General features: G+C 36.0%; 19 protein-coding genes and 5 tRNA genes. 23 read left to right on the top strand and 1 reads right to left on the bottom strand.

Annotated features, from left to right (window positions below):
- Nucleotides 1-3 precede the first annotated feature (3 nt).
- From ACFSQ0_RS01560 to ACFSQ0_RS01450, 23 genes are all read left to right on the top strand, one after another.
- Nucleotides 4-873, top strand: a complete 870-nt coding sequence (locus ACFSQ0_RS01560) for a helix-hairpin-helix domain-containing protein (protein ID WP_379043169.1) — start codon at nt 4-6, stop codon at nt 871-873.
- Between the two features lie 42 nt (nt 874-915).
- Entirely contained in the window at nt 916-2,073 is a 1,158-nt protein-coding gene (locus ACFSQ0_RS01555; protein WP_379043166.1) for an acyl-CoA dehydrogenase family protein, read from the top strand.
- An 89-nt stretch (nt 2,074-2,162) separates the two neighbouring features.
- Nucleotides 2,163-3,056: a tyrosine-type recombinase/integrase gene (locus tag ACFSQ0_RS01550; protein ID WP_379043164.1), complete on the top strand. Its 894-nt coding sequence runs from the start codon at nt 2,163-2,165 to the stop codon at nt 3,054-3,056.
- A gap of 128 nt (nt 3,057-3,184) precedes the next feature.
- Nucleotides 3,185-3,258: transfer RNA gene (locus tag ACFSQ0_RS01545), tRNA-Thr, on the top strand.
- Between the two features lie 37 nt (nt 3,259-3,295).
- A tRNA-Tyr gene (locus ACFSQ0_RS01540) sits at nt 3,296-3,378 on the top strand.
- Between the two features lie 24 nt (nt 3,379-3,402).
- A tRNA-Gly gene (locus ACFSQ0_RS01535) sits at nt 3,403-3,475 on the top strand.
- A 69-nt stretch (nt 3,476-3,544) separates the two neighbouring features.
- A tRNA-Thr gene (locus tag ACFSQ0_RS01530) sits at nt 3,545-3,616 on the top strand.
- A 108-nt stretch (nt 3,617-3,724) separates the two neighbouring features.
- Entirely contained in the window at nt 3,725-4,912 is a 1,188-nt protein-coding gene (gene tuf / locus ACFSQ0_RS01525; RefSeq protein WP_147860557.1) for an elongation factor Tu, read from the top strand.
- A 51-nt stretch (nt 4,913-4,963) separates the two neighbouring features.
- A tRNA-Trp gene (locus ACFSQ0_RS01520) sits at nt 4,964-5,036 on the top strand.
- A 138-nt stretch (nt 5,037-5,174) separates the two neighbouring features.
- Nucleotides 5,175-5,372, top strand: coding sequence for a preprotein translocase subunit SecE (gene secE, locus ACFSQ0_RS01515; RefSeq protein ID WP_147860556.1), 198 nt, complete (start codon nt 5,175-5,177; stop codon nt 5,370-5,372).
- 14 nt (nt 5,373-5,386) lie between these two features.
- Nucleotides 5,387-5,938, top strand: a complete 552-nt coding sequence (gene nusG, locus ACFSQ0_RS01510; RefSeq protein WP_147860555.1) for a transcription termination/antitermination protein NusG — start codon at nt 5,387-5,389, stop codon at nt 5,936-5,938.
- A gap of 69 nt (nt 5,939-6,007) precedes the next feature.
- Complete coding sequence (gene rplK / locus ACFSQ0_RS01505) at nt 6,008-6,445, top strand: 50S ribosomal protein L11 (RefSeq protein ID WP_147860554.1); 438 nt, start codon at nt 6,008-6,010, stop codon at nt 6,443-6,445.
- Nucleotides 6,446-6,463: 18 nt separating this feature from the next.
- Nucleotides 6,464-7,162 carry a 50S ribosomal protein L1 gene (gene rplA, locus ACFSQ0_RS01500; protein WP_147860553.1) on the top strand — a complete coding sequence of 233 codons (699 nt, stop codon included), beginning with the start codon at nt 6,464-6,466 and terminating at the stop codon, nt 7,160-7,162.
- 10 nt (nt 7,163-7,172) lie between these two features.
- Nucleotides 7,173-7,694 (top strand): 50S ribosomal protein L10, encoded by a 522-nt coding sequence (gene rplJ / locus ACFSQ0_RS01495; protein WP_147860552.1) that lies wholly within the window; start codon nt 7,173-7,175, stop codon nt 7,692-7,694.
- Nucleotides 7,695-7,755: 61 nt separating this feature from the next.
- Nucleotides 7,756-8,130 carry a 50S ribosomal protein L7/L12 gene (gene rplL / locus ACFSQ0_RS01490; RefSeq protein ID WP_147860551.1) on the top strand — a complete coding sequence of 125 codons (375 nt, stop codon included), beginning with the start codon at nt 7,756-7,758 and terminating at the stop codon, nt 8,128-8,130.
- Nucleotides 8,131-8,302: 172 nt separating this feature from the next.
- Nucleotides 8,303-12,115 carry a DNA-directed RNA polymerase subunit beta gene (gene rpoB / locus ACFSQ0_RS01485; RefSeq protein WP_379043156.1) on the top strand — a complete coding sequence of 1,271 codons (3,813 nt, stop codon included), beginning with the start codon at nt 8,303-8,305 and terminating at the stop codon, nt 12,113-12,115.
- Between the two features lie 54 nt (nt 12,116-12,169).
- Nucleotides 12,170-16,471, top strand: a complete 4,302-nt coding sequence (gene rpoC / locus ACFSQ0_RS01480) for a DNA-directed RNA polymerase subunit beta' (protein WP_379043153.1) — start codon at nt 12,170-12,172, stop codon at nt 16,469-16,471.
- A 13-nt stretch (nt 16,472-16,484) separates the two neighbouring features.
- Entirely contained in the window at nt 16,485-16,799 is a 315-nt protein-coding gene (locus ACFSQ0_RS01475; protein WP_147860548.1) for a DUF3467 domain-containing protein, read from the top strand.
- Between the two features lie 195 nt (nt 16,800-16,994).
- Complete coding sequence (locus ACFSQ0_RS01470) at nt 16,995-17,363, top strand: T9SS type A sorting domain-containing protein (RefSeq protein WP_379043150.1); 369 nt, start codon at nt 16,995-16,997, stop codon at nt 17,361-17,363.
- Between the two features lie 11 nt (nt 17,364-17,374).
- Nucleotides 17,375-18,073 (top strand): T9SS type A sorting domain-containing protein, encoded by a 699-nt coding sequence (locus ACFSQ0_RS01465; protein ID WP_379043147.1) that lies wholly within the window; start codon nt 17,375-17,377, stop codon nt 18,071-18,073.
- Between the two features lie 3 nt (nt 18,074-18,076).
- A complete protein-coding gene (locus ACFSQ0_RS01460) occupies nt 18,077-18,781 on the top strand; it encodes a T9SS type A sorting domain-containing protein (RefSeq protein ID WP_379043144.1) in 705 nt (234 codons plus the stop codon).
- Nucleotides 18,782-18,784: 3 nt separating this feature from the next.
- A complete protein-coding gene (locus tag ACFSQ0_RS01455) occupies nt 18,785-19,474 on the top strand; it encodes a T9SS type A sorting domain-containing protein (RefSeq protein WP_379043141.1) in 690 nt (229 codons plus the stop codon).
- A gap of 99 nt (nt 19,475-19,573) precedes the next feature.
- Nucleotides 19,574-20,182, top strand: coding sequence for a T9SS type A sorting domain-containing protein (locus ACFSQ0_RS01450; RefSeq protein ID WP_379043138.1), 609 nt, complete (start codon nt 19,574-19,576; stop codon nt 20,180-20,182).
- A 72-nt stretch (nt 20,183-20,254) separates the two neighbouring features.
- Here ACFSQ0_RS01450 and ACFSQ0_RS01445 read toward each other — a convergent pair whose 3' ends face one another.
- Nucleotides 20,255-21,841, bottom strand: coding sequence for a peptide chain release factor 3 (locus ACFSQ0_RS01445; protein ID WP_379043135.1), 1,587 nt, complete (start codon nt 21,839-21,841; stop codon nt 20,255-20,257).
- Nucleotides 21,842-21,899 lie beyond the last annotated feature (58 nt).

The following is a 21,899-nucleotide window of genomic DNA, read 5'->3' as shown; positions in this document are numbered from 1 at the left end:
TAAATGAAAAGCAAATTATCCCATTTCAGGTTCAATAAAAGAGAACAAAATGGGATTTTTGTTTTTATAATCCTCTTAGTTCTTGGTTTTTTTATCATTGCTTTTAAAGAGCATTTATTTGCTGGAACTAGCACAGTGATTCTTAAGCCAGATCAAGCGTACGAAGCTCAAATAGATAGTTTAAAACAAAAAGCTGCCGCGGAAAGAGTGGCGTATCAACAAAAACCATTTAACCCAAATTTTATCAGCGATTATAAAGGATACCTCTTAGGTATGAACGTAGATGAAATAGACAGACTTCTTGCTTTTAGAGCCAAAGAGCAATGGATTAATTCTGCACAAGAATTTCAAGCGGTAACAAAGGTTTCAGATTCTTTACTTACTGCCATCGCTCCACTGTTTAAGTTTCCAGATTGGGTGAAGCAGAATCAAATCCGTAAAGCTGCAGAACCAAAGCATCTTAGTTATGCTAAAAAAAGTGATTTGAATACTATGACCTTTGAAGAGCTGGTTCAAGTAAAAGGGATTGGTGAGGTTTTAGCCAATCGTATAATCAAATACAGAACTAAACTTGGCGGATTCCTTCACGATATTCAATTAAAAGATATTTATGGGTTAAATTATGAAGCCCAGAAAAATTTGCTAGCACTAAGCACGGTAAAAACCCCTCCCGCACACACAATAAAAGATCTTAATACCATAGAGGTGATTGAGCTTTCAGAAATTCCTTACTTTAATTATGAAAGTGCACGAGATGTAGTACAATACCGTAAGTTAAATCAAAAAATTAAAAATTTTAACGAGTTGGCAAAAATTGAGTCCTTTCCAGCTCATAAATTAGATAGAATACAATTATATTTGAAGATTGATTGAAAAATCAAATAAATAGCAATTGTTAAAAGAAAAAGAAGAAATATGTATTTTACAGAAGAGCACGAACTCTTTAGGCAGAGTTTAAAGGAGTTTTTACAGAAAGAAGTCGTTCCGCATATCGATAAATGGGAAAAAACAGGTACTATAGAGCGTTTTATCTGGAAGAAATTTGGTGAGATGGGATACTTTGGGATTAATTATCCGGAGCAATACGGCGGACTAGATTTAGATCTTTTTTACACCGTTATTTTTCTCGAGGAACTGCAAAAAATTAATTCTGGCGGATTTGCAGCTGCGATGTGGGCGCACGCCTATTTAGCGATGACTCACTTAGCAAAAGAAGGAGATGAGCGTATTAAAGAGGAATATTTGGCGCCTAGTATTGCTGGAGATAAAATAGGTTGTCTTTGCATCACAGAGCCTTTCGGCGGATCTGACGTAGCTGGAATGAAATCAACCGCAGTTAAAAAAGGAGATAAGTACATTTTAAATGGATCAAAGACCTTTATAACCAACGGTGTTTATTCTGATTATCTTGTGGTAGCTTCCAAAACGACTCCAGAAAAAGGGAATAAAGGAATGAGTATCTTTGTTGTCGATCGCGATACTCCGGGAATTGCAGCTACAAAATTAGATAAATTGGGATGGCGGGCTTCAGATACCGGTGAAATTAGCTTCACTGACGTTGAAATTCCTGCAGAAAATTTAATGGGAGAAGAAGGTAAAGGTTTCCCCTATATCATGCAGCATTTTGCTTTAGAAAGATTAATAATGGGAGTAAATGCACACGCTAGAGCCGAGTTTGCATTAGATTATACGCTTCAGTATATGAGCGAGCGAGAAGCCTTCGGTAAAACCATAAACAAGTTTCAGGCCTTAAGGCATAAAATGGCCGAAATTGCAAGTGAAGTAGAAATGTGTAAAACGTTTAATTATGCTATCACTAAACAATTGGATGAAGGAGCTTATGTTGTAAAAGAGGCAAGTATGTCAAAATTACTTTCAACTAAAATGGCAGATAGCGCTATTTACGACTGCTTGCAAATGTTAGGCGGTTATGGTTATATTGAGGATTATCCTTTAGCACGATTGCTTCGCGATTCACGATTAGGACCTATTGGAGGAGGGACTAGTGAGATTCTTAAAGAGATTATCGCAAAAATGATTATAGATGGCAAAAGTTATAAGCCGGCAACCTAGTATTATTTAGGTTTGTAAAACCAAGAAATAACTACACATTACCAAAAAAATCAGGTTAAACTACTATATTTAACCTGATTTTTCTATTTATGGATGCTATTCAAAAATTCCTGGATTACTTAAAGGTTGAGAAAAACTATTCTTCTCATACACTTATGGCTTATAAAAATGATTTGGTTGGTTTTGAGCAATACTTGCAAAAGATTAAACCCGACGCCAGCATTGTAAAAGCTACTTACTCTTCTTGTAGAGGGTGGTTGGTAGCGCTTTCTCAGCGAGGTTTAGATAACCGTAGCATCAACCGTAAGGTTTCTACTTTACGTAGTTTTTATTTTTTTTTGTTAAAGATACGTGAGATAGAGAAAAGCCCTTTAAGCCAACATAAACCTATTAAGGTCAAGAAAAATTTACGTGTACCCTTTTCAAAAGAAGAAATGAAAAGGGTGTTTGATTCGTTGGCCATCGATAGCTTTTCGGATGCGAGAGACCGTTTGCTCATCGAGTTGTTTTATGCTACAGGAATGCGACGCGCCGAGTTAATTAATTTACATTTAGTAGATCTAGACCTGAGTCAAATGACGGTTAATGTATTGGGTAAGCGAAATAAAGAGCGACGTATACCTTTATTAAATAGTTTGGTAGTACCTATTGAAGCGTATTTAAAATTCCGTAAAGATCATTTAGCACATATAAAACAAGAGAGTACTTATCTTTTTATAACAGACAGCGGCAATCCGGTTTATGCCGATTGGGTTTATAAGAGAGTCAACCAAATTTTTAAAACTTTTTCGCAAAAAAAAGTCTGTAGTCCGCATATTTTGCGACATAGTTTTGCTACTCACTTATTAACAGAAGGTGCTAACATACAAGAAATCAAAGAGTTGTTGGGTCATTCTAGTTTAGCCTCTACAGAGGTTTATGCAAAAAATGACATTCAAGGATTGCGCAAAGTTTATCTTTCAGCTCACCCACGTTCTAAATAATTGAAAATTAAGGTATTGAAAAAAAATATAAAAAAAAGTAAAAAAAAGTTTTGCGTAATTGATAAACAGCTCTATATTTGCAGTCCGTTAGAAAAGCGGTAGTTCTTTAAGAATAGACGAAACAAAGTGCCGATGTAGCTCAGCTGGCTAGAGCAGCTGATTTGTAATCAGCAGGTCGTGGGTTCGAGTCCCTCCATCGGCTCTATTCTATGAAATAATGATTCAAAATTAATTAAATTGGGGAGATACTCAAGCGGCCAACGAGGACAGACTGTAAATCTGTTGTTTTTTAACTTCGCAGGTTCGAATCCTGCTCTCCCCACAAAATTTAGAAATAATTTGGAATGCGGGAGTAGCTCAGTTGGTAGAGCGTCAGCCTTCCAAGCTGAATGTCGCCAGTTCGAACCTGGTCTCCCGCTCTATTTTCTTTAAGTGAAAGCTGAAGAGGGTAGGGCTTTACTTGTATAAAAGTAACTCTGAATCACTAGGCCGACGTAGCTCAGGGGTAGAGCGCTTCCTTGGTAAGGAAGAGGTCACGAGTTCAATTCTCGTCGTTGGCTCAAAAAGCGTAAGTCGCTTACTTATACTGGCAGCTTTTTAAAGTTGTTTTTTGTATTGTATATAATTTGAACACTAATATATAACTAAGATTAAAACAAGTATTAATTATGGCAAAGGAAACTTATGATCGTTCCAAACCGCACTTGAATATAGGTACAATTGGACACGTAGATCACGGAAAAACAACTTTAACTGCAGCTATTACTAAGGTGTTAGCTGATGCTGGGTATTCAGAGGCTTCTGCTTTTGATCAAATTGATAATGCTCCAGAAGAAAAAGAAAGAGGTATTACAATTAACTCTTCTCACGTAGAGTATGCTACTGCAAATCGTCACTATGCACACGTTGACTGTCCAGGTCACGCCGATTACGTAAAGAACATGGTAACTGGTGCTGCTCAAATGGACGGTGCTATTCTTGTGGTTGCTGCTACAGATGGTCCTATGCCACAAACTCGTGAGCACATCTTATTAGGTCGTCAGGTAGGAATTCCTAGAATTGTTGTTTTCTTAAACAAAGTTGATTTAGTAGATGATGAAGAGCTTTTAGAACTAGTAGAAATGGAAGTTAGAGACTTGTTATCTTTCTATGAGTATGATGGTGACAATGGTCCTATCGTTGCAGGTTCTGCATTAGGAGCTTTAGAAGGAGAGCAAAAGTGGGTTGATACAGTATTAGAGCTTATGGAAGCTGTTGATAACTGGATCGAGTTACCAGAGCGTGATGTTGATAAGCCATTCTTGATGCCTATTGAAGATGTATTCTCTATTACAGGTCGTGGTACTGTTGCAACTGGTCGTATTGAGACTGGTATTGCAAACACTGGAGATCCTGTAGAGATTATTGGTATGGGTGCAGAGAAATTAACTTCAACTATTACTGGTATTGAGATGTTTCGTCAGATATTAGATAGAGGTGAAGCTGGTGATAATGCTGGTATCTTATTGAGAGGTATTGAGAAGACTCAGATTTCAAGAGGTATGGTAATTACTAAGCCAGGTTCTGTAACTCCTCACGCTAAGTTTAAGGCAGAGGTTTATATCTTGAAAAAAGAAGAAGGTGGTCGTCACACGCCATTCCATAACAACTACCGTCCTCAGTTCTACGTAAGAACAACTGATGTTACAGGAACTATTAGTCTTCCTGATGGAGTTGAGATGGTAATGCCAGGTGATAACTTAACTATTCACGTTGAGTTGATTCAGCCAATCGCAATGAATGTTGGTCTTCGTTTTGCTATCCGTGAAGGGGGTAGAACAGTAGGTGCCGGTCAGGTTACTGAAATTTTAGACTAATTTAAATATAGTTTAGGTTAAGGTTTGGTAGCAAACCTTAACCTAAATCCTACGGGTTTAGCTCAGTTGGTAGAGCACTGGTCTCCAAAACCAGGTGTCGGGAGTTCGAGTCTCTCAACCCGTGCAAAGCACTGGAAAAGTGCTGGTCAAATCGGTTTTATATTAAGACCGATTTGCTGAATTAAAACAAATTCAAAGGCGATGCGCCTTTTTTTCTTCAGAGAAGAGATAAAGATGCTCATCTTTTGTAAACCTTAATAAAATGGCAGGAATCGTAAAATATATATCTGAGTCTTATAGTGAATTGAAAAATCATGTTACTTGGCCTTCATATGCGGAAGGGCAAAGACTTACGGTTATAGTGCTTGTTTTTTCGGTAATATTCTCTTTAGCAATTTGGGGGGTGGATACTGTTTTTAGTTCTGTGATTGAGCAGTATTTTGATTGGGTTAAATCTTAAGAATTACAAGTAATATGTCTGAAGATAATTTGAAGAAGTGGTACGTTGTTCGTGCGGTAAGTGGTCAAGAGAATAAGGTTAAAGATTATATCGAGAAAGAGATTTCTTATCAAGGTTTAGAAGATTTTGTAGATCAAGTTCTAGTGCCTACAGAGAAAGTTATACAAATTAGAAATGGTAAGAAAATAAACAAAGAAAGAGTTTATTTTCCTGGTTATGTAATGGTTCAGGCAAATTTAAGTGGTGAGGTGCCGCATATCATTAAGAGTATCAATGGTGTGATAGGTTTCTTGGGTGAAACTAAAGGTGGTGATCCTGTGCCTTTAAGACGTTCTGAAGTAAATAGAATGTTAGGTAAAGTTGATGAGCTTTCTGTTAAAAAGGATACCGTGGCTATTCCATATACAGTTGGAGAAACAGTTAAAGTGATAGACGGACCTTTTAATGGCTTTAACGGTACTGTAGAAAAGGTAAATGAAGAAAAACGCAAGCTTGAGGTGATGGTGAAAATTTTTGGAAGAAAGACACCAGTAGAGTTGAGCTATATGCAAGTTGAGAAAATATAAATTGTTACATATATAGAATTATTGTTAATGCTTCCACTTTAAAAATAATTCAATTTTAAATTTTTAAAAATGGCAAAAGAAGTAAGTAAGGTTGTAAAGCTACAAGTTAAAGGAGGAGCGGCGAACCCGTCTCCACCAGTAGGACCTGCTTTGGGTGCGGCCGGTGTGAATATCATGGAATTCTGTAAGCAATTCAATGGTAGAACACAAGATAAAGCTGGAAAGGTGTTGCCTGTTGTGATTACAGTATATAAAGATAAATCTTTTGATTTTGTAATTAAAACACCACCTGCTGCAGTGCAAATTATGGAAGCAGCCAAAGTTAAGAAAGGTTCTGGAGAGCCAAACCGTAAAAAAGTCGCTAGTATTACTTGGGATCAGGTAAAAGCTATAGCAGAAGACAAAATGCAAGATTTAAATGCATTCACAGTAGATTCAGCCATGAAGATGGTAGCAGGTACTGCTCGATCTATGGGAGTGAATGTTAAAGGTGAAGCACCATTTTAATCTATAAAGAACTAAAAAATGGCAAAATTAACAAAAAAGCAAAAAGAAGCTCAATCTAAAATAGATTCTTCTAAATCATACACGGTAGCCGAGGCTTCTGCTTTAATTAAAGAGGTGTCAAACGTAAATTTTGATCCTTCTGTAGATTTAGCAGTGCGTCTAAACGTTGATCCGCGTAAAGCGAATCAAATGGTAAGAGGGGTGGTAACGCTTCCTCACGGTACTGGTAAAGATGTAAAAGTATTGGCTTTAGTAACTCCAGATAAGGAGCAAGAAGCTAAAGATGCTGGTGCAGACTTTGTAGGTTTAGATGAGTACTTAGATAAAATAAAAGGAGGTTGGACAGACGTTGATGTGATCATCACAATGCCGAGCGTAATGGGTAAATTAGGACCATTAGGTAGAGTTTTAGGGCCTAGAGGTTTGATGCCTAACCCTAAAACCGGAACGGTAACTATGGATATCGCTAAAGCTGTAGCTGATGTAAAAGCTGGTAAAATTGACTTTAAAGTTGATAAAACTGGTATCGTGCACGCAGGTATAGGAAAAGCCTCTTTTGATGCAGAGAAAATTGCTGGAAACGCAAGAGAATTATTAACTACTTTGGTGAAATTGAAGCCGCAAGCGGCTAAAGGTGTGTATATTAAAAGTATTCACATGTCTAGTACAATGAGCCCAAGTGTTGCAATTGATACTAAAAGGTATACTGAGCAATAAATAAATCATTATGACAAGAGAAGAAAAATCACAAGTAATAAAGGATTTAACGGCCCAGTTAGCAGATACATCTACCATCTATTTAGCAGATATCTCTGGTTTAGATGCTGGAACTACTTCAAATTTAAGAAGAGCTTGTTTTAAAGCAAACGTTTCGCTATCTGTAGTTAAAAATACCTTATTAGCAAAAGCTATGGAAAGCTCTGATAAAGATTTCGGAGACTTACCACAAGTACTTAAAGGAAATACTTCTATTATGATTTCTGAAACTGGAAATGCTCCAGCAAAAGTAATCAAAGAATTTAGAAAGAAGTCTGAAAAACCGTTATTAAAAGGAGCTTTTATAGATGAAGCTATCTATGTAGGTGACGAAAACCTTGAAGCCTTAGCCAATATCAAGTCTAAAGACGAAGTTATTGGAGATATCATCGGTCTATTACAATCGCCTGCTAAAAACGTTGTTTCTGCACTTAAATCAGGAGGCGGAAAAATCGCTGGTATTTTAAAGACTCTTTCTGAAAAGGAAGGATAAAAAACGTACGCACTTTTTAACAATTATATAAACTAAATTACACATTTTAAAACGATAGAAAATGGCAGATTTAAAAGATTTCGCAGAACAGTTAGTTAACTTAACAGTAAAAGAAGTTAATGAGTTAGCTGATATTTTAAAAGAAGAATATGGTATTGAGCCTGCTGCTGCTGCAGTAGCTGTTGCTGGTGGTGCTGCCGCTGGTGGTGAAGAGGCTGAAGAGCAAACAGAATTCGACGTGATTCTTAAGTCAGCTGGAGCTTCAAAACTAGCAGTAGTTAAATTGGTTAAAGAATTAACTGGTTTAGGATTAAAAGATGCTAAAGGATTAGTAGATGGTGCACCTGCTCCAGTAAAAGAAGGTGTTGCTAAAGACGAAGCTGAGGCATTAAAATCTCAATTAGAAGAGGCAGGAGCTGAGGTTGAGCTTAAATAAGCTTAACAAGCAATATTATTTAGGTTTAGACCTCAAGCATTGCGTCTTGAAGGTCTAAACCATTTTGCGTATGTATACGCAGCGTTTAGTCGCAAACATTATAACTTTAATTAAGTGTTTAATTTTTAGAGCTTCAAATTAAAATTAAATACTTTCAAATTCCGTCAAATAGATGTTAGAAACGCAAGTTGAAAGATTGAATTTTTCTTCTGTTAAAAACAGACCAGATTATCCTGACTTTTTGGATATTCAGATAAAATCGTTTCAAGATTTTTTTCAGTTAGAAACCAAATCAGAAGAAAGAGGGAATGAAGGATTATACAATACATTCCTAGAAAATTTTCCCATTACCGATACCCGCAACCAATTTGTATTAGAATTTCTAGATTACTTTATTGATACTCCAAGATATTCTATTCAAGAATGTATAGAAAGAGGCCTAACTTATAGCGTGCCTCTTAAAGCCCGTTTAAAATTATATTGTACAGACCCTGAGCACGAAGACTTTGAAACTATAGTGCAAGATGTATATTTGGGTACTATCCCTTATATGACACCTAGTGGCACCTTCTGTATTAACGGAGCAGAACGTGTTGTAGTGTCTCAACTACATCGTTCGCCAGGGGTTTTCTTTGGGCAATCTTTTCACGCAAACGGAACAAAATTATATTCTGCAAGAGTAATTCCTTTTAAAGGATCTTGGATAGAATTTGCTACCGATATTAATAGCGTTATGTATGCTTATATCGATAGAAAGAAAAAATTACCAGTTACCACCTTATTTAGAGCTATCGGCTTTGAGCGAGATAAAGATATTTTAGAAATATTTGATCTTGCCGAAGAAGTAAAAGTGTCTAAATCTGGACTTAAAAAGGTGTTGGGTAGAAAACTTGCTGCCCGTGTACTTAACACTTGGTATGAAGATTTCGTAGATGAAGATACTGGAGAAGTGGTTTCTATTGAAAGAAACGAAATTGTTCTTGATCGAGATACCGAATTAGAGAAAGAGCATATCGAAGAAATTCTTGAAACGGGTACTAAAACCATTTTATTACACAAAGAAGATAATAGCACAGGAGATTACGCTATTATTCATAATACACTACAAAAAGACCCTACCAATTCAGAAAAAGAGGCGGTAGAACATATATATAGACAATTGCGTAACGCCGAGCCGCCAGATGAAGAAACTGCTCGCGGAATTATAGACAAGCTGTTCTTCTCTGATCAGCGCTATAATTTAGGAGAGGTTGGTCGTTACCGAATGAATAAGAAATTAGGTTTAGATATCGCTATGGATAAGCAAGTGCTTACCAAAGAAGATATCATAACCATTATAAAATATTTAATTGAGTTAATCAATTCAAAAGCTGAAATTGATGATATTGACCACTTGTCTAACCGTCGTGTGAGAACTGTAGGTGAGCAATTATCACAACAGTTTGGTGTGGGGCTAGCCCGTATGGCTAGAACCATTCGTGAGCGTATGAATGTGCGTGATAACGAAGTGTTTACTCCAATAGATTTGATTAACGCGAAGACATTGTCTTCTGTTATTAATTCTTTCTTTGGTACCAATCAACTTTCGCAGTTTATGGACCAAACCAACCCTTTAGCCGAAATTACGCATAAGCGTAGATTGTCTGCTTTAGGACCAGGAGGTTTATCTAGAGAGCGTGCAGGTTTTGAGGTGCGAGATGTTCACTACACACATTACGGAAGATTATGTCCTATTGAAACCCCAGAAGGACCGAATATTGGACTGATTTCTTCGCTATCGGTTTATGCTAAGGTAAACTCTATGGGATTCATCGAAACTCCATATAGAAAAGTAGAAGAAGGGAAGATAGATTTGGCTAATGACCCAGTTTATTTTTCTGCCGAAGAAGAAGAGGAAAAGTTAATTGCGCAGGCCAACATTCCTACCAAAGAAGACGGGACAATCGATGCCGAAAAGGTTATTGCCCGAATGGAAGGTGATTTCCCTGTTGTAGATCCTAAAGAAGTTCACTTTACGGATGTAGCACCTAACCAAATTTCTTCAATATCTGCATCATTGATTCCTTTCTTGGAGCATGATGATGCAAACCGTGCTTTGATGGGATCAAACATGATGCGTCAAGCAGTTCCGTTATTGCGTGTAGATTCACCAATCGTAGGAACAGGCTTAGAGAGACAAGTTGCCTCAGATTCGCGCGTGTTGATTAACGCAGAAGGAGAAGGAACTGTTAAATATGTAGACGCACGTAAAATTACTATTGAATACGATCGTACAGAAGAAGAACGCATGGTAAGTTTTGACTCTGATGATAAGACCTACGATTTAATTAAGTTTAGAAAAACCAACCAAGGTACTTCGGTAAACTTAAAACCAATTGTTAAGGTGGGTGACCGTGTTTCTAAAGGACAGGTACTTTGTCAAGGTTATGCTACCGAAGCCGGAGAATTGGCGCTGGGTAGAAACATGAAAGTTGCTTTTATGCCTTGGAAAGGATATAACTTTGAGGATGCAATCGTTATCTCAGAGCGTGTTGTTCGTGAAGATTTATTTACTTCTATTCATATCGATGAATATTCATTGGAGGTGAGAGACACCAAATTAGGTAATGAAGAGTTGACCAATGATATACCTAACGTATCTGAAGAAGCCACCAAAGATTTGGATGAGCACGGAATGATTCGTATCGGAGCGGAAGTTAAGCCAGGCGATATCTTAATCGGTAAGATTACTCCAAAAGGAGAATCTGATCCTACTCCCGAAGAAAAGTTATTACGCGCTATTTTTGGAGATAAAGCAGGAGATGTTAAAGATGCATCTTTAAAAGCTTCACCTTCTTTAAATGGAGTAGTAATTAACAAGAAACTTTTTGCTCGTGCGGTAAAAGATAAAAGAAAGCGTGCAAAAGATAAAGAGGAAATTGCCAAACTCGAAGATAAGTACAAAGTTAAATTTGAAACGCTTAAAAATGAGTTGATCGATAAGCTTTTTGCTATTGTAGGCGGTAAAACAGCTCAAGGTGTTAAAAATGATCTTGGAGAAGATATCTTACCAAAAGGTAAGAAGTATACCTTGAAGATGTTAAATTCTGTTGATGATTATACCCATTTAACGCAAGGTACTTGGACTACCGACGAGCATACCAATGCTTTGGTAGCCGACTTAATACACAATTATAAAATTAAAGAAAATGACCTGCAAGGTAATCTTAGAAGAGAAAAGTTTACTATTTCTGTAGGAGATGAGTTGCCATCAGGTATCATTAAATTGGCCAAAGTATATATTGCTAAAAAGCGTAAACTTAAGGTAGGAGATAAAATGGCAGGTCGTCACGGTAACAAAGGTATTGTTGCTCGTATTGTTCGACAAGAAGATATGCCATTCCTTGAAGATGGAACACCAGTTGATATTGTACTTAACCCACTAGGTGTACCTTCTCGTATGAATATCGGTCAGATTTATGAAACTGTATTAGGATGGGCAGGCGAGAAATTAGGTCAGAAATATGCTACACCAATTTTTGATGGTGCAACTATAGACCAAATTAATGAGTTAACCGATAAAGCTGGGATACCACGATTTGGACATACCTATCTTTATGATGGAGGAACTGGTGATCGTTTTGATCAAGCGGCAACTGTGGGAATCATCTACATGTTAAAGTTAGGTCATATGATTGAAGATAAGATGCACGCCAGAAGTATTGGGCCATATTCGTTAATTACGCAACAACCACTTGGAGGTAAAGCTCAATTTGGAGGTCAGCGTTTTGGAGAGATGGAAGTTTGGGCACTTGAAGCTTATGGAGCATCAAGTACACTACGTGAAATCTTAACGGTAAAATCTGATGACGTAATAGGAAGGGCTAAAACTTACGAAGCAATCGTGAAGGGTGAGCCAATGCCAGAACCAGGACTACCAGAATCTTTTAATGTATTAATGCACGAATTAAAAGGTTTAGGTTTAGATATTAAATTAGAAGAATAATCAAGTAGTAACAGCGATTATTCAAATTAGCAAAATTCTTTAGTACCATACATTATGGCAAGAAATAATGACAAGAATACACAAAAGAGATTTAACAAAATCTCTATAGGTTTAGCATCTCCAGAGGCTATTTTAGCAGAATCTCGAGGAGAAGTGCTTAAACCTGAAACCATTAACTACCGTACGCACAAACCAGAAAGAGATGGGCTTTTTTGTGAGCGAATCTTCGGTCCTGTAAAAGATTATGAATGTGCTTGTGGAAAATACAAACGCATTCGTTACCGCGGGATTGTTTGTGACCGATGTGGGGTAGAGGTTACTGAAAAGAAAGTTCGTCGTGACCGTGTGGGTCACATCAATTTGGTAGTTCCTGTAGCGCATATTTGGTATTTTAGATCGTTACCCAATAAGATAGGATACTTATTAGGTATACCTTCTAAGAAATTAGATATGATAATTTACTACGAGAGATACGTAGTAATTCAACCGGGAATCGCTAAAAATGAAGAAGGAGAACCTTTACAAAAAATGGATTTCCTTACAGAAGAAGAATACCTAAACATCTTAGACAGCTTACCACAAGAAAATCTTTATCTAGAAGATGAAGATCCTAATAAGTTTATCGCTAAGATGGGAGCAGAGTGTCTTATTGAGATTTTAAAACGTCTAGACTTAGACGAATTATCTTACGAGTTAAGACATAAGGCAAATAATGAAACTTCTAAGCAACGTAAAACCGAGGCGCTTAAACGTCTTCAGGTAGTGGAAGCTTTTAGAGAGGCTAACGAAAGAAAAGAAAATAAACCAGAATGGATGATAATGAAAGCCATTCCGGTAATTCCACCAGAGTTAAGACCATTGGTGCCGTTAGATGGTGGGCGTTTTGCAACTTCAGATTTAAACGATCTATATAGACGAGTAATTATTAGAAATAATCGATTAAAGCGTCTTATGGAAATTAAGGCACCTGAAGTCATTTTACGTAACGAAAAACGTATGCTTCAGGAATCTGTAGATAGTTTGTTTGATAATACCAGAAAATCTTCTGCTGTTAAAACAGATTCTAACAGACCGCTTAAATCTTTATCTGATTCGTTAAAAGGAAAGCAAGGACGTTTCCGTCAGAATTTATTAGGAAAACGTGTAGATTATTCGGCTCGTTCGGTAATTGTTGTTGGTCCAGAAATGAAATTGTTTGAGTGTGGTTTGCCTAAAAACATGGCTGCAGAACTTTATAAGCCTTTTATTATTAGAAAACTTATAGAGCGCGGTATCGTTAAAACGGTTAAATCGGCTAAAAAAATTATAGATAAAAAAGAACCAGTTGTTTGGGATATATTAGAGAATGTGCTTAAAGGACATCCGGTTTTATTAAACCGTGCTCCAACTTTGCACAGATTAGGAATTCAAGCATTCCAGCCTAAATTAATTGAAGGTAAAGCAATTCGATTACACCCGCTTGTTTGTACGGCATTTAACGCCGATTTTGACGGAGATCAAATGGCGGTGCATTTACCATTAGGTCCAGAAGCAATATTAGAAGCTCAATTGCTTATGCTTGCCTCTCATAATATATTAAACCCAGCTAACGGTTCGCCCGTTACTGTACCTTCTCAAGATATGGTACTTGGTTTGTATTATATGACCAAAGAAAGAAAATCTACACCCGAGCGCAAAGTATTAGGTGAAGGACTTACTTTCTACTCTGCAGAAGAGGTAATTATTGCTTATAATGAGAAGAAGGTGGAAATCAATTCTAGTATTAAAGTAAAAACAGAAGACTTTAATGAAGAAGGAGAGTTGGTTCCACAAATTATTGAAACAACCGTTGGTCGTGTTTTATTTAATGAAGAAGTTCCAAGAGCAGCTGGTTTTATTAATGAAGTATTGACAAAAAAATCGCTTCGAGATATTATTGGTAATATCTTAAAAGTGACTAGTGTACCTGAAACAGCCGAATTCCTTGACAAAATTAAAAGTCTAGGTTACGGATTTGCTTTTAGAGGTGGATTATCATTCTCGTTAGGGGATATTATTATTCCGGCCGAAAAAGAAGGTATGATTCAAGATGCTAATGAGCAAGTTGAAGGTATTATGGCTAATTATAATATGGGTCTTATTACCAACAATGAGCGTTATAACCAGGTAATTGATATTTGGACAGCGACCAATGCTAATCTTACTGAATTGGCAATGAAGAGAATCCGCGAAGATAACCAAGGTTTTAACTCGGTTTATATGATGCTTGACTCAGGAGCGCGTGGTTCTAAAGAACAGATTAGGCAGCTTACTGGTATGCGTGGACTTATGGCAAAACCTAAAAAGTCGAATTCTGGAGGTGGAGAAATTATTGAGAATCCAATTTTATCTAACTTTAAAGAAGGTCTTTCAATTTTAGAATACTTTATCTCTACTCACGGTGCACGTAAGGGTCTTGCAGATACCGCACTTAAAACTGCAGATGCGGGTTACTTAACCCGTAGATTGGTAGATGTATCGCAAGATGTAATCATTAATGAGGTAGATTGCGGTACCCTTAGAGGAATCGAAGTTAGCCCACTGAAGAAAAATGAAGAGATTGTTGAAAGCTTAGCCGAAAGAATTATCGGTAGAACTGCTCTTAATGATGTGATTGACCCTATATCTGAAGAAGTATTGGCTGAAGCTGGTCAAGAAATATCTGAAGAAATAGCTAAGAAAATAGATGCTTCTGTATTAGAAAGTGTCGAAGTTAGATCTGCTCTTACTTGTGAAGCGAAACAAGGGGTTTGTGTTAAATGTTATGGTCGAAACTTAGCTACCGGTAAAACGGTACAAAAAGGTGAAGCCGTTGGTGTAGTAGCCGCTCAATCAATTGGAGAGCCGGGTACACAGTTAACCTTGAGAACGTTCCACGTAGGAGGTATTGCAGGTAACATCTCTGAAGATAGTAAACTTGAAACTAAATTTGCAGGTATCGTAGATATCGAAGACCTTAAAACTGTTAAGGGAGAAGATAATGAAGGAAACCCTGTAGATGTGATTATCTCGCGAACTTCTGAATTGAAAATAAGAGATGCCAAAACAAATATTGTATTAAGTAACAACCTAATTCCTTATGGTGCACAATTATTTGTGAAGCCAGGAACAAAAGTTGAAAAAGGTACTGTGATTTGTCAATGGGATCCTTATAATGGGGTGATTATTTCTGAATTTGCTGGTAAAATTAAATTCGAAAATATTGAGCAGGGAGTTACTTATCAAGTTGAAACCGATGAGCAAACTGGTTTCCAAGAAAAAGTTATTTCTGAATCGAAAAATAAAAAGAAAATCCCTACTTTATTAATTATGGGTAAAGGCGACGAGGTAATTCGTTCGTATAACTTGCCAGTCGGCGCCCACTTAATGGTAGATGACGGGGAGAAAATTAAAATAGGTAAAGTTTTAGTGAAGATACCACGTAAATCATCTAAAGCAGGTGATATTACTGGAGGTCTTCCTAGAGTTACTGAGCTATTTGAAGCACGTAATCCATCTAATCCAGCTGTAGTATCAGAGATTGATGGGGTAGTTTCGTTTGGTAAAATTAAACGAGGTAACCGTGAAATCATCGTTGAATCAAAACTGGGAGAGGTTAAGAAATACTTAGTGAAATTGTCTAATCAAATTCTTGTTCAAGAAAATGATTACGTAAGAGCGGGTATGCCTTTATCTGATGGATCTATTACCCCAGAAGATATTTTAAATATCAAGGGGCCTAGCGCGGTACAACAGTACTTGGTAAATGAAGTACAGGAAGTATATCGCTTGCAAGGGGTGAAAATTAACGATAAGCATTTTGAAGTAGTAGTACGTCAAATGATGCGTAAAGTTAAAATTCAAGATCCAGGAGATACTATTTTCCTTGAGAATCAATTAATTCATAAAGATGATTTTATTGATGAGAACGATGAGATTTTTGGTAAAAAAGTTGTTGAAGACGCGGGAGATAGTACAAATCTAAAAGCGGGTCAAATTGTGACTGCACGTCAATTAAGAGATGAGAATTCTTTATTAAGACGTGAAGACAAGCAATTGGTTACGGCTAGAGATGCACAACCAGCGACTGCCACACCAATACTGCAAGGTATTACAAGAGCTTCTTTACAGACCAAGTCTTTCATCTCTGCGGCTTCTTTCCAGGAAACCACAAAAGTATTGAACGAAGCTGCTGTAAGCGGTAAAGTTGATACCTTAGAAGGACTTAAAGAAAATGTAATCGTAGGACACAAGATTCCAGCAGGAACCGGATTAAGAGAATACGATGATATTATTGTTGGTTCTAAAGAAGAATTGGATCAAATGCTGGAAGCCAAACAAGAAGTGAATTATAATTAATACTGAACGTACAATGAGCGAAGATCAAAAAAATAAAAAGAATCAATTAAATATTGAGCTCGATAATGAAACGGCACAAGGTAAATACAGTAACTTGGCCATCATAAATCATTCTCCGGCAGAATTTGTGGTTGATTTTGTGAGTATTATGCCAGGAGCCCCAAAAAGTAAGGTGCAATCTAGGATTATTCTTACTCCGCAGCACGCCAAACGACTGCATAAGGCACTTGGTGAAAATATACAGCGTTTTGAGCAAGCACATGGTACTATAGAAAACGATGATAAGCCACCCATCCCATTAAATTTTGGGCCTACGGGTCAAGCTTAATAAAAGAAACTCCGAAGTAAGAACTTCGGAGTTTTTTTTAGTATTTAGTAAATTTTAATCACACATCTTAAAATGAGTATAAAAAATAATCAAAAAAATTATTTTATTTTGATTATTTATTAAGTTATATTTATAAAATTAACTAAAATAATATTTTATGAAAAAAATTACTTACTTGCATTAGCTAGTTCAGCGATGTGGGGGAAAGAAACCTATCCAGCAGTTTATTATTATTACATAGAAGAAAAAGAAGCTGGAATTTCTTTTTTTAGCGAGAGGCACAAGGATTACACTATCATTATTAGTGAAAGTTCTTATGCTATACAAAGCTTAAGTCCTAATCCCGCAAATAGCCAAGTGCAAATACATTATCAATTTGAAGGAGCAACTTCAAGCTACATCAGTATTACTTCTGTAAAAAATGCAGTAAGCAATAATTATATATTGAATGTAGATGATCCCAATTTTAATATTGATGTTGCTAACTATACCTCTGGGATTTATGTGGTTACTCTTTATTGCGACGGTGAAAGCGTTGAATCAAAATATCTTATAGTACAATAAAAATTTAAATCATGAAAAGATTTATAAAATTAGTTATTTTCTTGTTAAGCCTAACTAGCTTCGCACAAGTGGCCCCGCTAGAAAATCATACTTGGTATTTAGAGAAATTGGTGATTAACGGGAATGATTTTCTGCCACCAAGTGCCTATCAAAATAGTTATACTGCAAATTTTGCCAACAATGCAGATTTTATTTTTTTAGCCGCTTGTTATCCAGTTGATGGTACATTGACGTACAATCAAAACCAAAATTTTAATATTAATTTTGCGGGCTATCCTTTAGATTGTGATGGCTTATCTCAGCAAGTTATAGATTATGATTTAAAAATAATTAACGATTATGTTAATACTAATGCACCAAATAATCCTTTTTCTTATTCCTTCACTTATCAACCTAATTATATAGTGTTAACAGTAACTAACGCCAATGGCGATCAAGCTATATACCGTAACCAACAACTTGGGATTTCTAGCAATGACAAATCAGAAGTTAATCTTTATCCTAATCCCGCAACAAACAGTTTTCAATTAGATATAAATGCTGGGAGCAATATTAAAACAGTTCGTATTTTTTCCGTTAACGGAAAAGAAGTAATGCATTTTAAACAACCACAAGGCAGTTATAATGTATCTCAACTTTCACCGGGTATTTATTTTGTAAAAATTGAGGGTGAATACGTTAAGAATAATATGAAGCTTTTTAAAATTTAAATCATGAAAGCAATTATAAAATTAGTTATTTGTTTATTGAGCCTAACTAGCTTTGCGCAAGTAGCCCCACTAGAAAATCATACTTGGTATTTAGAAAAATTGGTGATCAACGGGAATGATGTGTTTCCGCCACAAAATTTAAATCCTTATAATGATTTTAACTGGAACAATCAACAAGATTATTTTGTAGTGCAATCTTGTTCGGATTTACTTGGAATAATGATTTATGATGACGGGAATAGTCAATTCACTATAACCAATTCTTCGGTAGGACCAGGCGAATGTCCGAGTGTTCCAGATGCTGATATGTTTGATACCACGTATATCTTCGAGTTTTATGATTTCTATACTGGTCATCCAAACCCATTTACTTATGCTTTTACTAATGTATCCAATTATGTTGTCTTAACAATTACTAGCGCCAATGGGGATCAAGCCATATACCGTAACCAACAACTTGGGGTTTCTAGCAATGACAAATTAGAAGTTGACCTTTATCCTAATCCCGCAACAAGCAGTTTTCAATTAGATATAAATGCTGGGAGCCATATTAAAACAGTTCGTATTTTTTCCGTTAACGGAAAAGAAGTAATGTATTTTAAGCAACCACAAGGCAGTTATAATGTATCTCAACTTTCACCAGGTATTTATTTTGTAAAAATTGAGGGTGAATACGTTAAGAATAATATCAAGCTTTTAAAAATTTAAATCATGAAAGCAATTATAAAATTAGTTATTTGTTTGTTAAGCCTAACTAGCTTTGCGCAAGTAGCCCCACTAGAAAATCATACTTGGTATTTAGAAAAATTGGTAATTAACAATACAGACTTTTCTGTGCCGAATGGGTTTAGTAATTCTTATTTCGCAAATTTTACTAACGGTGCAGATTATTCCCTAAATGCACCCTGTTATCCCATTCAAGGAACATTAAGCTATAGTCAAAACCAAACTTTTAATATCAATGATGCAAGTTCACCTTTAGACTGTGACGGCTTGCCTCAGCAAGTAACAGAATATGATGAAAAAATAATGTTTAGCATTAATCTTTCAAACAACCCATTTTCTTACGTCTTTAGTTACAAGTCCAATTATATTGAACTAACAATTACTAACGCCAATGGCGATCAAGCTATATACCGTAACCAACAACTTGGGATCTCTAACAATGACAAACCAGAAGTTGATCTTTATCCTAACCCCGCAACAAGCAGTTTTCAATTAGATATAAATGCTGGGAGCAATATTAAAACAGTTCGTATTTTTTCCGTTAACGGAAAAGAAGTAATGTATTTTAAGCAACCACAAGGCAGTTATAACGTATCTCAACTTTCACCAGGTATTTATTTTGTAAAAATTGAGGGTGAATACGTTAAGAATAATATCAAGCTTATAAAAATTTAAATCATGAAAACAATTATAAAATTAGTTATTTGCTTGTTAAGCCTAACTAGCTTTGCGCAAGTAGCCCCACTAGAAAACCATACTTGATATTTAGAAAAATTGGTAATAGGTGGAAATGATTTTCTGCCGCCAACGGCTTATCAAAATAGTTATTTTACTGAATTTTTAAATGGCTCGTTATATTATTTTAATACACCTTGCTCTGCTGTTTATCTTGAAGGTGGAATAACACATTTGAATAATCAAAAGTTTAAAATGAATTATGCTTATGTAACTTTATCCACTTGTCCATCTTTAAATGGAGTAGATGAGTATGACTTATTAATATCTCATACATATATAAATATAAGTAATATCAATAATAATTTTTCCTACGCCTTCACTTATCAACCTAATTATATAGTGTTAACAGTAACTAACGCCAATGGCGATCAAGCCATATACCGTAACCAACAACTCGGGATTTCTAGCAATGACAAATCAGAAGTTGATCTTTATCCTAATCCCGCAACAAGCAGTTTTCAATTAGATATAGATGCTGGTAGCAATATTAAAACAGTTCGTATTTTTTCCGTTAACGGAAAAGAAGTATTACATTTTAAAAAACCACAAGGCAGTTATAATGTATCTCAACTTTCACCGGGTATTTATTTTGTAAAAATTGAAAGTGAAATAGGGCAGATAATGAAGAAAATTATTATAGAATAAGCTACCTAAGCCATAATTAAAAAACCTAACTGCAGTAGTTAGGTTTTTTTAGTTTTATTTTTAAAATAAAGTTTAGAACTCAGAAGTGAGATGAAATTTAATTGTTGGGTATTTTTGTTGGGTCATTTGCAATGAAAATGCAGAATCGGCTAAAAATACCAATTGGTTCTTTTTATCTTTGGCTAAATATTTAGCTTTTACCCTTTTAAACTCTTTAAACTCCTCATTTTTTTCATCAGAGGGTTCTACCCATAGCGCTTTATACACATTTAGATTTTCATAATTGCATTTTGCTCCATACTCATGTTCCAATCTGTACTGTATAACCTCAAATTGTAAAGCGCCTACAGTACCAATTACCTTTCGGTTATTCAACTCGAGTTTAAACAGTTGTGCCACTCCTTCATCCATCAATTGGTCAATACCTTTTTCTAGCTGCTTTGACTTCATGGGGTCTGCATTGTTGATGTATCTAAAATGCTCTGGGCTAAAACTAGGTATTCCTTTGTATTGCATTTTTTCGCCTTCGGTAAGCGTGTCACCTATTTTAAAGTTGCCAGTGTCGTGCAAGCCTACGATGTCACCCGGATATGAAATATCTACGATTTCTTTTTTCTCTGCAAAAAAGGCATTTGGACTACTAAACTTCACCTTTTTTTGATTTCTTACGTGTAAATAGGGCTTGTTACGCTCAAAAGTTCCCGAGACAATTTTCACAAAGGCTAGCCTATCTCTGTGTTTGGGGTCCATATTGGCATGTATTTTAAACACGAAACCGCTAAACTTATCTTCTGTAGGTTCTACCAAACGCGTATCGCTTTCTTTAGGTCTGGGGCTAGGAGCAATTTTTATAAAACAATCAAGCAATTCTCTCACTCCAAAATTATTTAAAGCACTACCAAAAAATACGGGTTGTAAATCGGCTTTTCTGTATTCCTCAATATCAAATTCAGGATAAACGCTTAAAGCTAAGTCTAAATTATCTCTTAGCTCTTCGGCGTGTTTTTCGCCAATTAGTTCATCGAGTTCTGGGTTTTCAATTTCATCTATTTCTACCGTTTCCTCAATATCTTTTCGAGGGTCTCCAGTAAATAGATTTACATTTTTCTCCCAGATATTATAGATTCCTTTAAAATCATATCCCATACCAATAGGAAAACTTAGTGGAGTGACGCTTAAGCCTAATTTTTGCTCAATTTCATCAAGCAAATCAAAAGCATCTTTTCCTTCTCGGTCTAGCTTATTGATGAAAACAATAATGGGAATTTTGCGCATACGGCAAACCTTAACCAATTTTTCGGTTTGTTCTTCGACTCCTTTAGCTACATCTACCACCACTATAACACTATCTACGGCAGTTAAAGTTCTAAAGGTGTCTTCGGCAAAATCTTTGTGACCCGGCGTATCGAGAATATTAATTTTAATATCTTTATATTCAAAAGCTAGTACCGAGGTGGCCACAGAAATTCCACGCTGGCGCTCAATTTCCATAAAATCACTAGTGGCGCCTTTTTTTATTTTATTAGATTTTACCGCTCCAGCCTCTTGAATGGCCCCTCCAAAAAGCAATAATTTTTCTGTAAGCGTTGTTTTACCAGCATCAGGATGCGAAACGATACCAAAGGTTCTACGCTTGTTTATTTCTTGTTTTAACTTCATGCGGCAAAAATACTTAAAATTTGTTGAAACAAAACCTCCTGTTTTTAATTCTGATTGA

It is taken from the genome of Mesonia sediminis (genome assembly GCF_042684705.1).
GTDB lineage: Bacteria > Bacteroidota > Bacteroidia > Flavobacteriales > Flavobacteriaceae > Mesonia > Mesonia sediminis.
Note: the sequence above shows the minus strand (reverse complement) of the source record. Positions and strands in the feature narration are given on the sequence as shown.

Excerpts from the sequence above, each read along its gene's own strand:
- rplL (WP_147860551.1), top strand. The coding sequence starts at position 7,756 with ATGGCAGATTTAAAAGATTTCGCAGAACAGTTAGTTAACTTAACAGTA.
- rplA (WP_147860553.1), top strand. The coding sequence starts at position 6,464 with ATGGCAAAATTAACAAAAAAGCAAAAAGAAGCTCAATCTAAAATAGAT.
- rplK (WP_147860554.1), top strand. The coding sequence starts at position 6,008 with ATGGCAAAAGAAGTAAGTAAGGTTGTAAAGCTACAAGTTAAAGGAGGA.
- nusG (WP_147860555.1), top strand. The coding sequence starts at position 5,387 with ATGTCTGAAGATAATTTGAAGAAGTGGTACGTTGTTCGTGCGGTAAGT.
- ACFSQ0_RS01475 (WP_147860548.1), top strand. The coding sequence starts at position 16,485 with ATGAGCGAAGATCAAAAAAATAAAAAGAATCAATTAAATATTGAGCTC.
- ACFSQ0_RS01555 (WP_379043166.1), top strand. The coding sequence starts at position 916 with ATGTATTTTACAGAAGAGCACGAACTCTTTAGGCAGAGTTTAAAGGAG.
- tuf (WP_147860557.1), top strand. The coding sequence starts at position 3,725 with ATGGCAAAGGAAACTTATGATCGTTCCAAACCGCACTTGAATATAGGT.
- ACFSQ0_RS01455 (WP_379043141.1), top strand. The coding sequence starts at position 18,785 with ATGAAAGCAATTATAAAATTAGTTATTTGTTTGTTAAGCCTAACTAGC.
- ACFSQ0_RS01465 (WP_379043147.1), top strand. The coding sequence starts at position 17,375 with ATGAAAAGATTTATAAAATTAGTTATTTTCTTGTTAAGCCTAACTAGC.
- secE (WP_147860556.1), top strand. The coding sequence starts at position 5,175 with ATGGCAGGAATCGTAAAATATATATCTGAGTCTTATAGTGAATTGAAA.
- ACFSQ0_RS01445 (WP_379043135.1), bottom strand. The coding sequence starts at position 21,841 with ATGAAGTTAAAACAAGAAATAAACAAGCGTAGAACCTTTGGTATCGTT.
- rpoC (WP_379043153.1), top strand. The coding sequence starts at position 12,170 with ATGGCAAGAAATAATGACAAGAATACACAAAAGAGATTTAACAAAATC.
- rpoB (WP_379043156.1), top strand. The coding sequence starts at position 8,303 with ATGTTAGAAACGCAAGTTGAAAGATTGAATTTTTCTTCTGTTAAAAAC.
- rplJ (WP_147860552.1), top strand. The coding sequence starts at position 7,173 with ATGACAAGAGAAGAAAAATCACAAGTAATAAAGGATTTAACGGCCCAG.
- ACFSQ0_RS01470 (WP_379043150.1), top strand. The coding sequence starts at position 16,995 with ATGTGGGGGAAAGAAACCTATCCAGCAGTTTATTATTATTACATAGAA.
- ACFSQ0_RS01460 (WP_379043144.1), top strand. The coding sequence starts at position 18,077 with ATGAAAGCAATTATAAAATTAGTTATTTGTTTATTGAGCCTAACTAGC.
- ACFSQ0_RS01550 (WP_379043164.1), top strand. The coding sequence starts at position 2,163 with ATGGATGCTATTCAAAAATTCCTGGATTACTTAAAGGTTGAGAAAAAC.
- ACFSQ0_RS01560 (WP_379043169.1), top strand. The coding sequence starts at position 4 with ATGAAAAGCAAATTATCCCATTTCAGGTTCAATAAAAGAGAACAAAAT.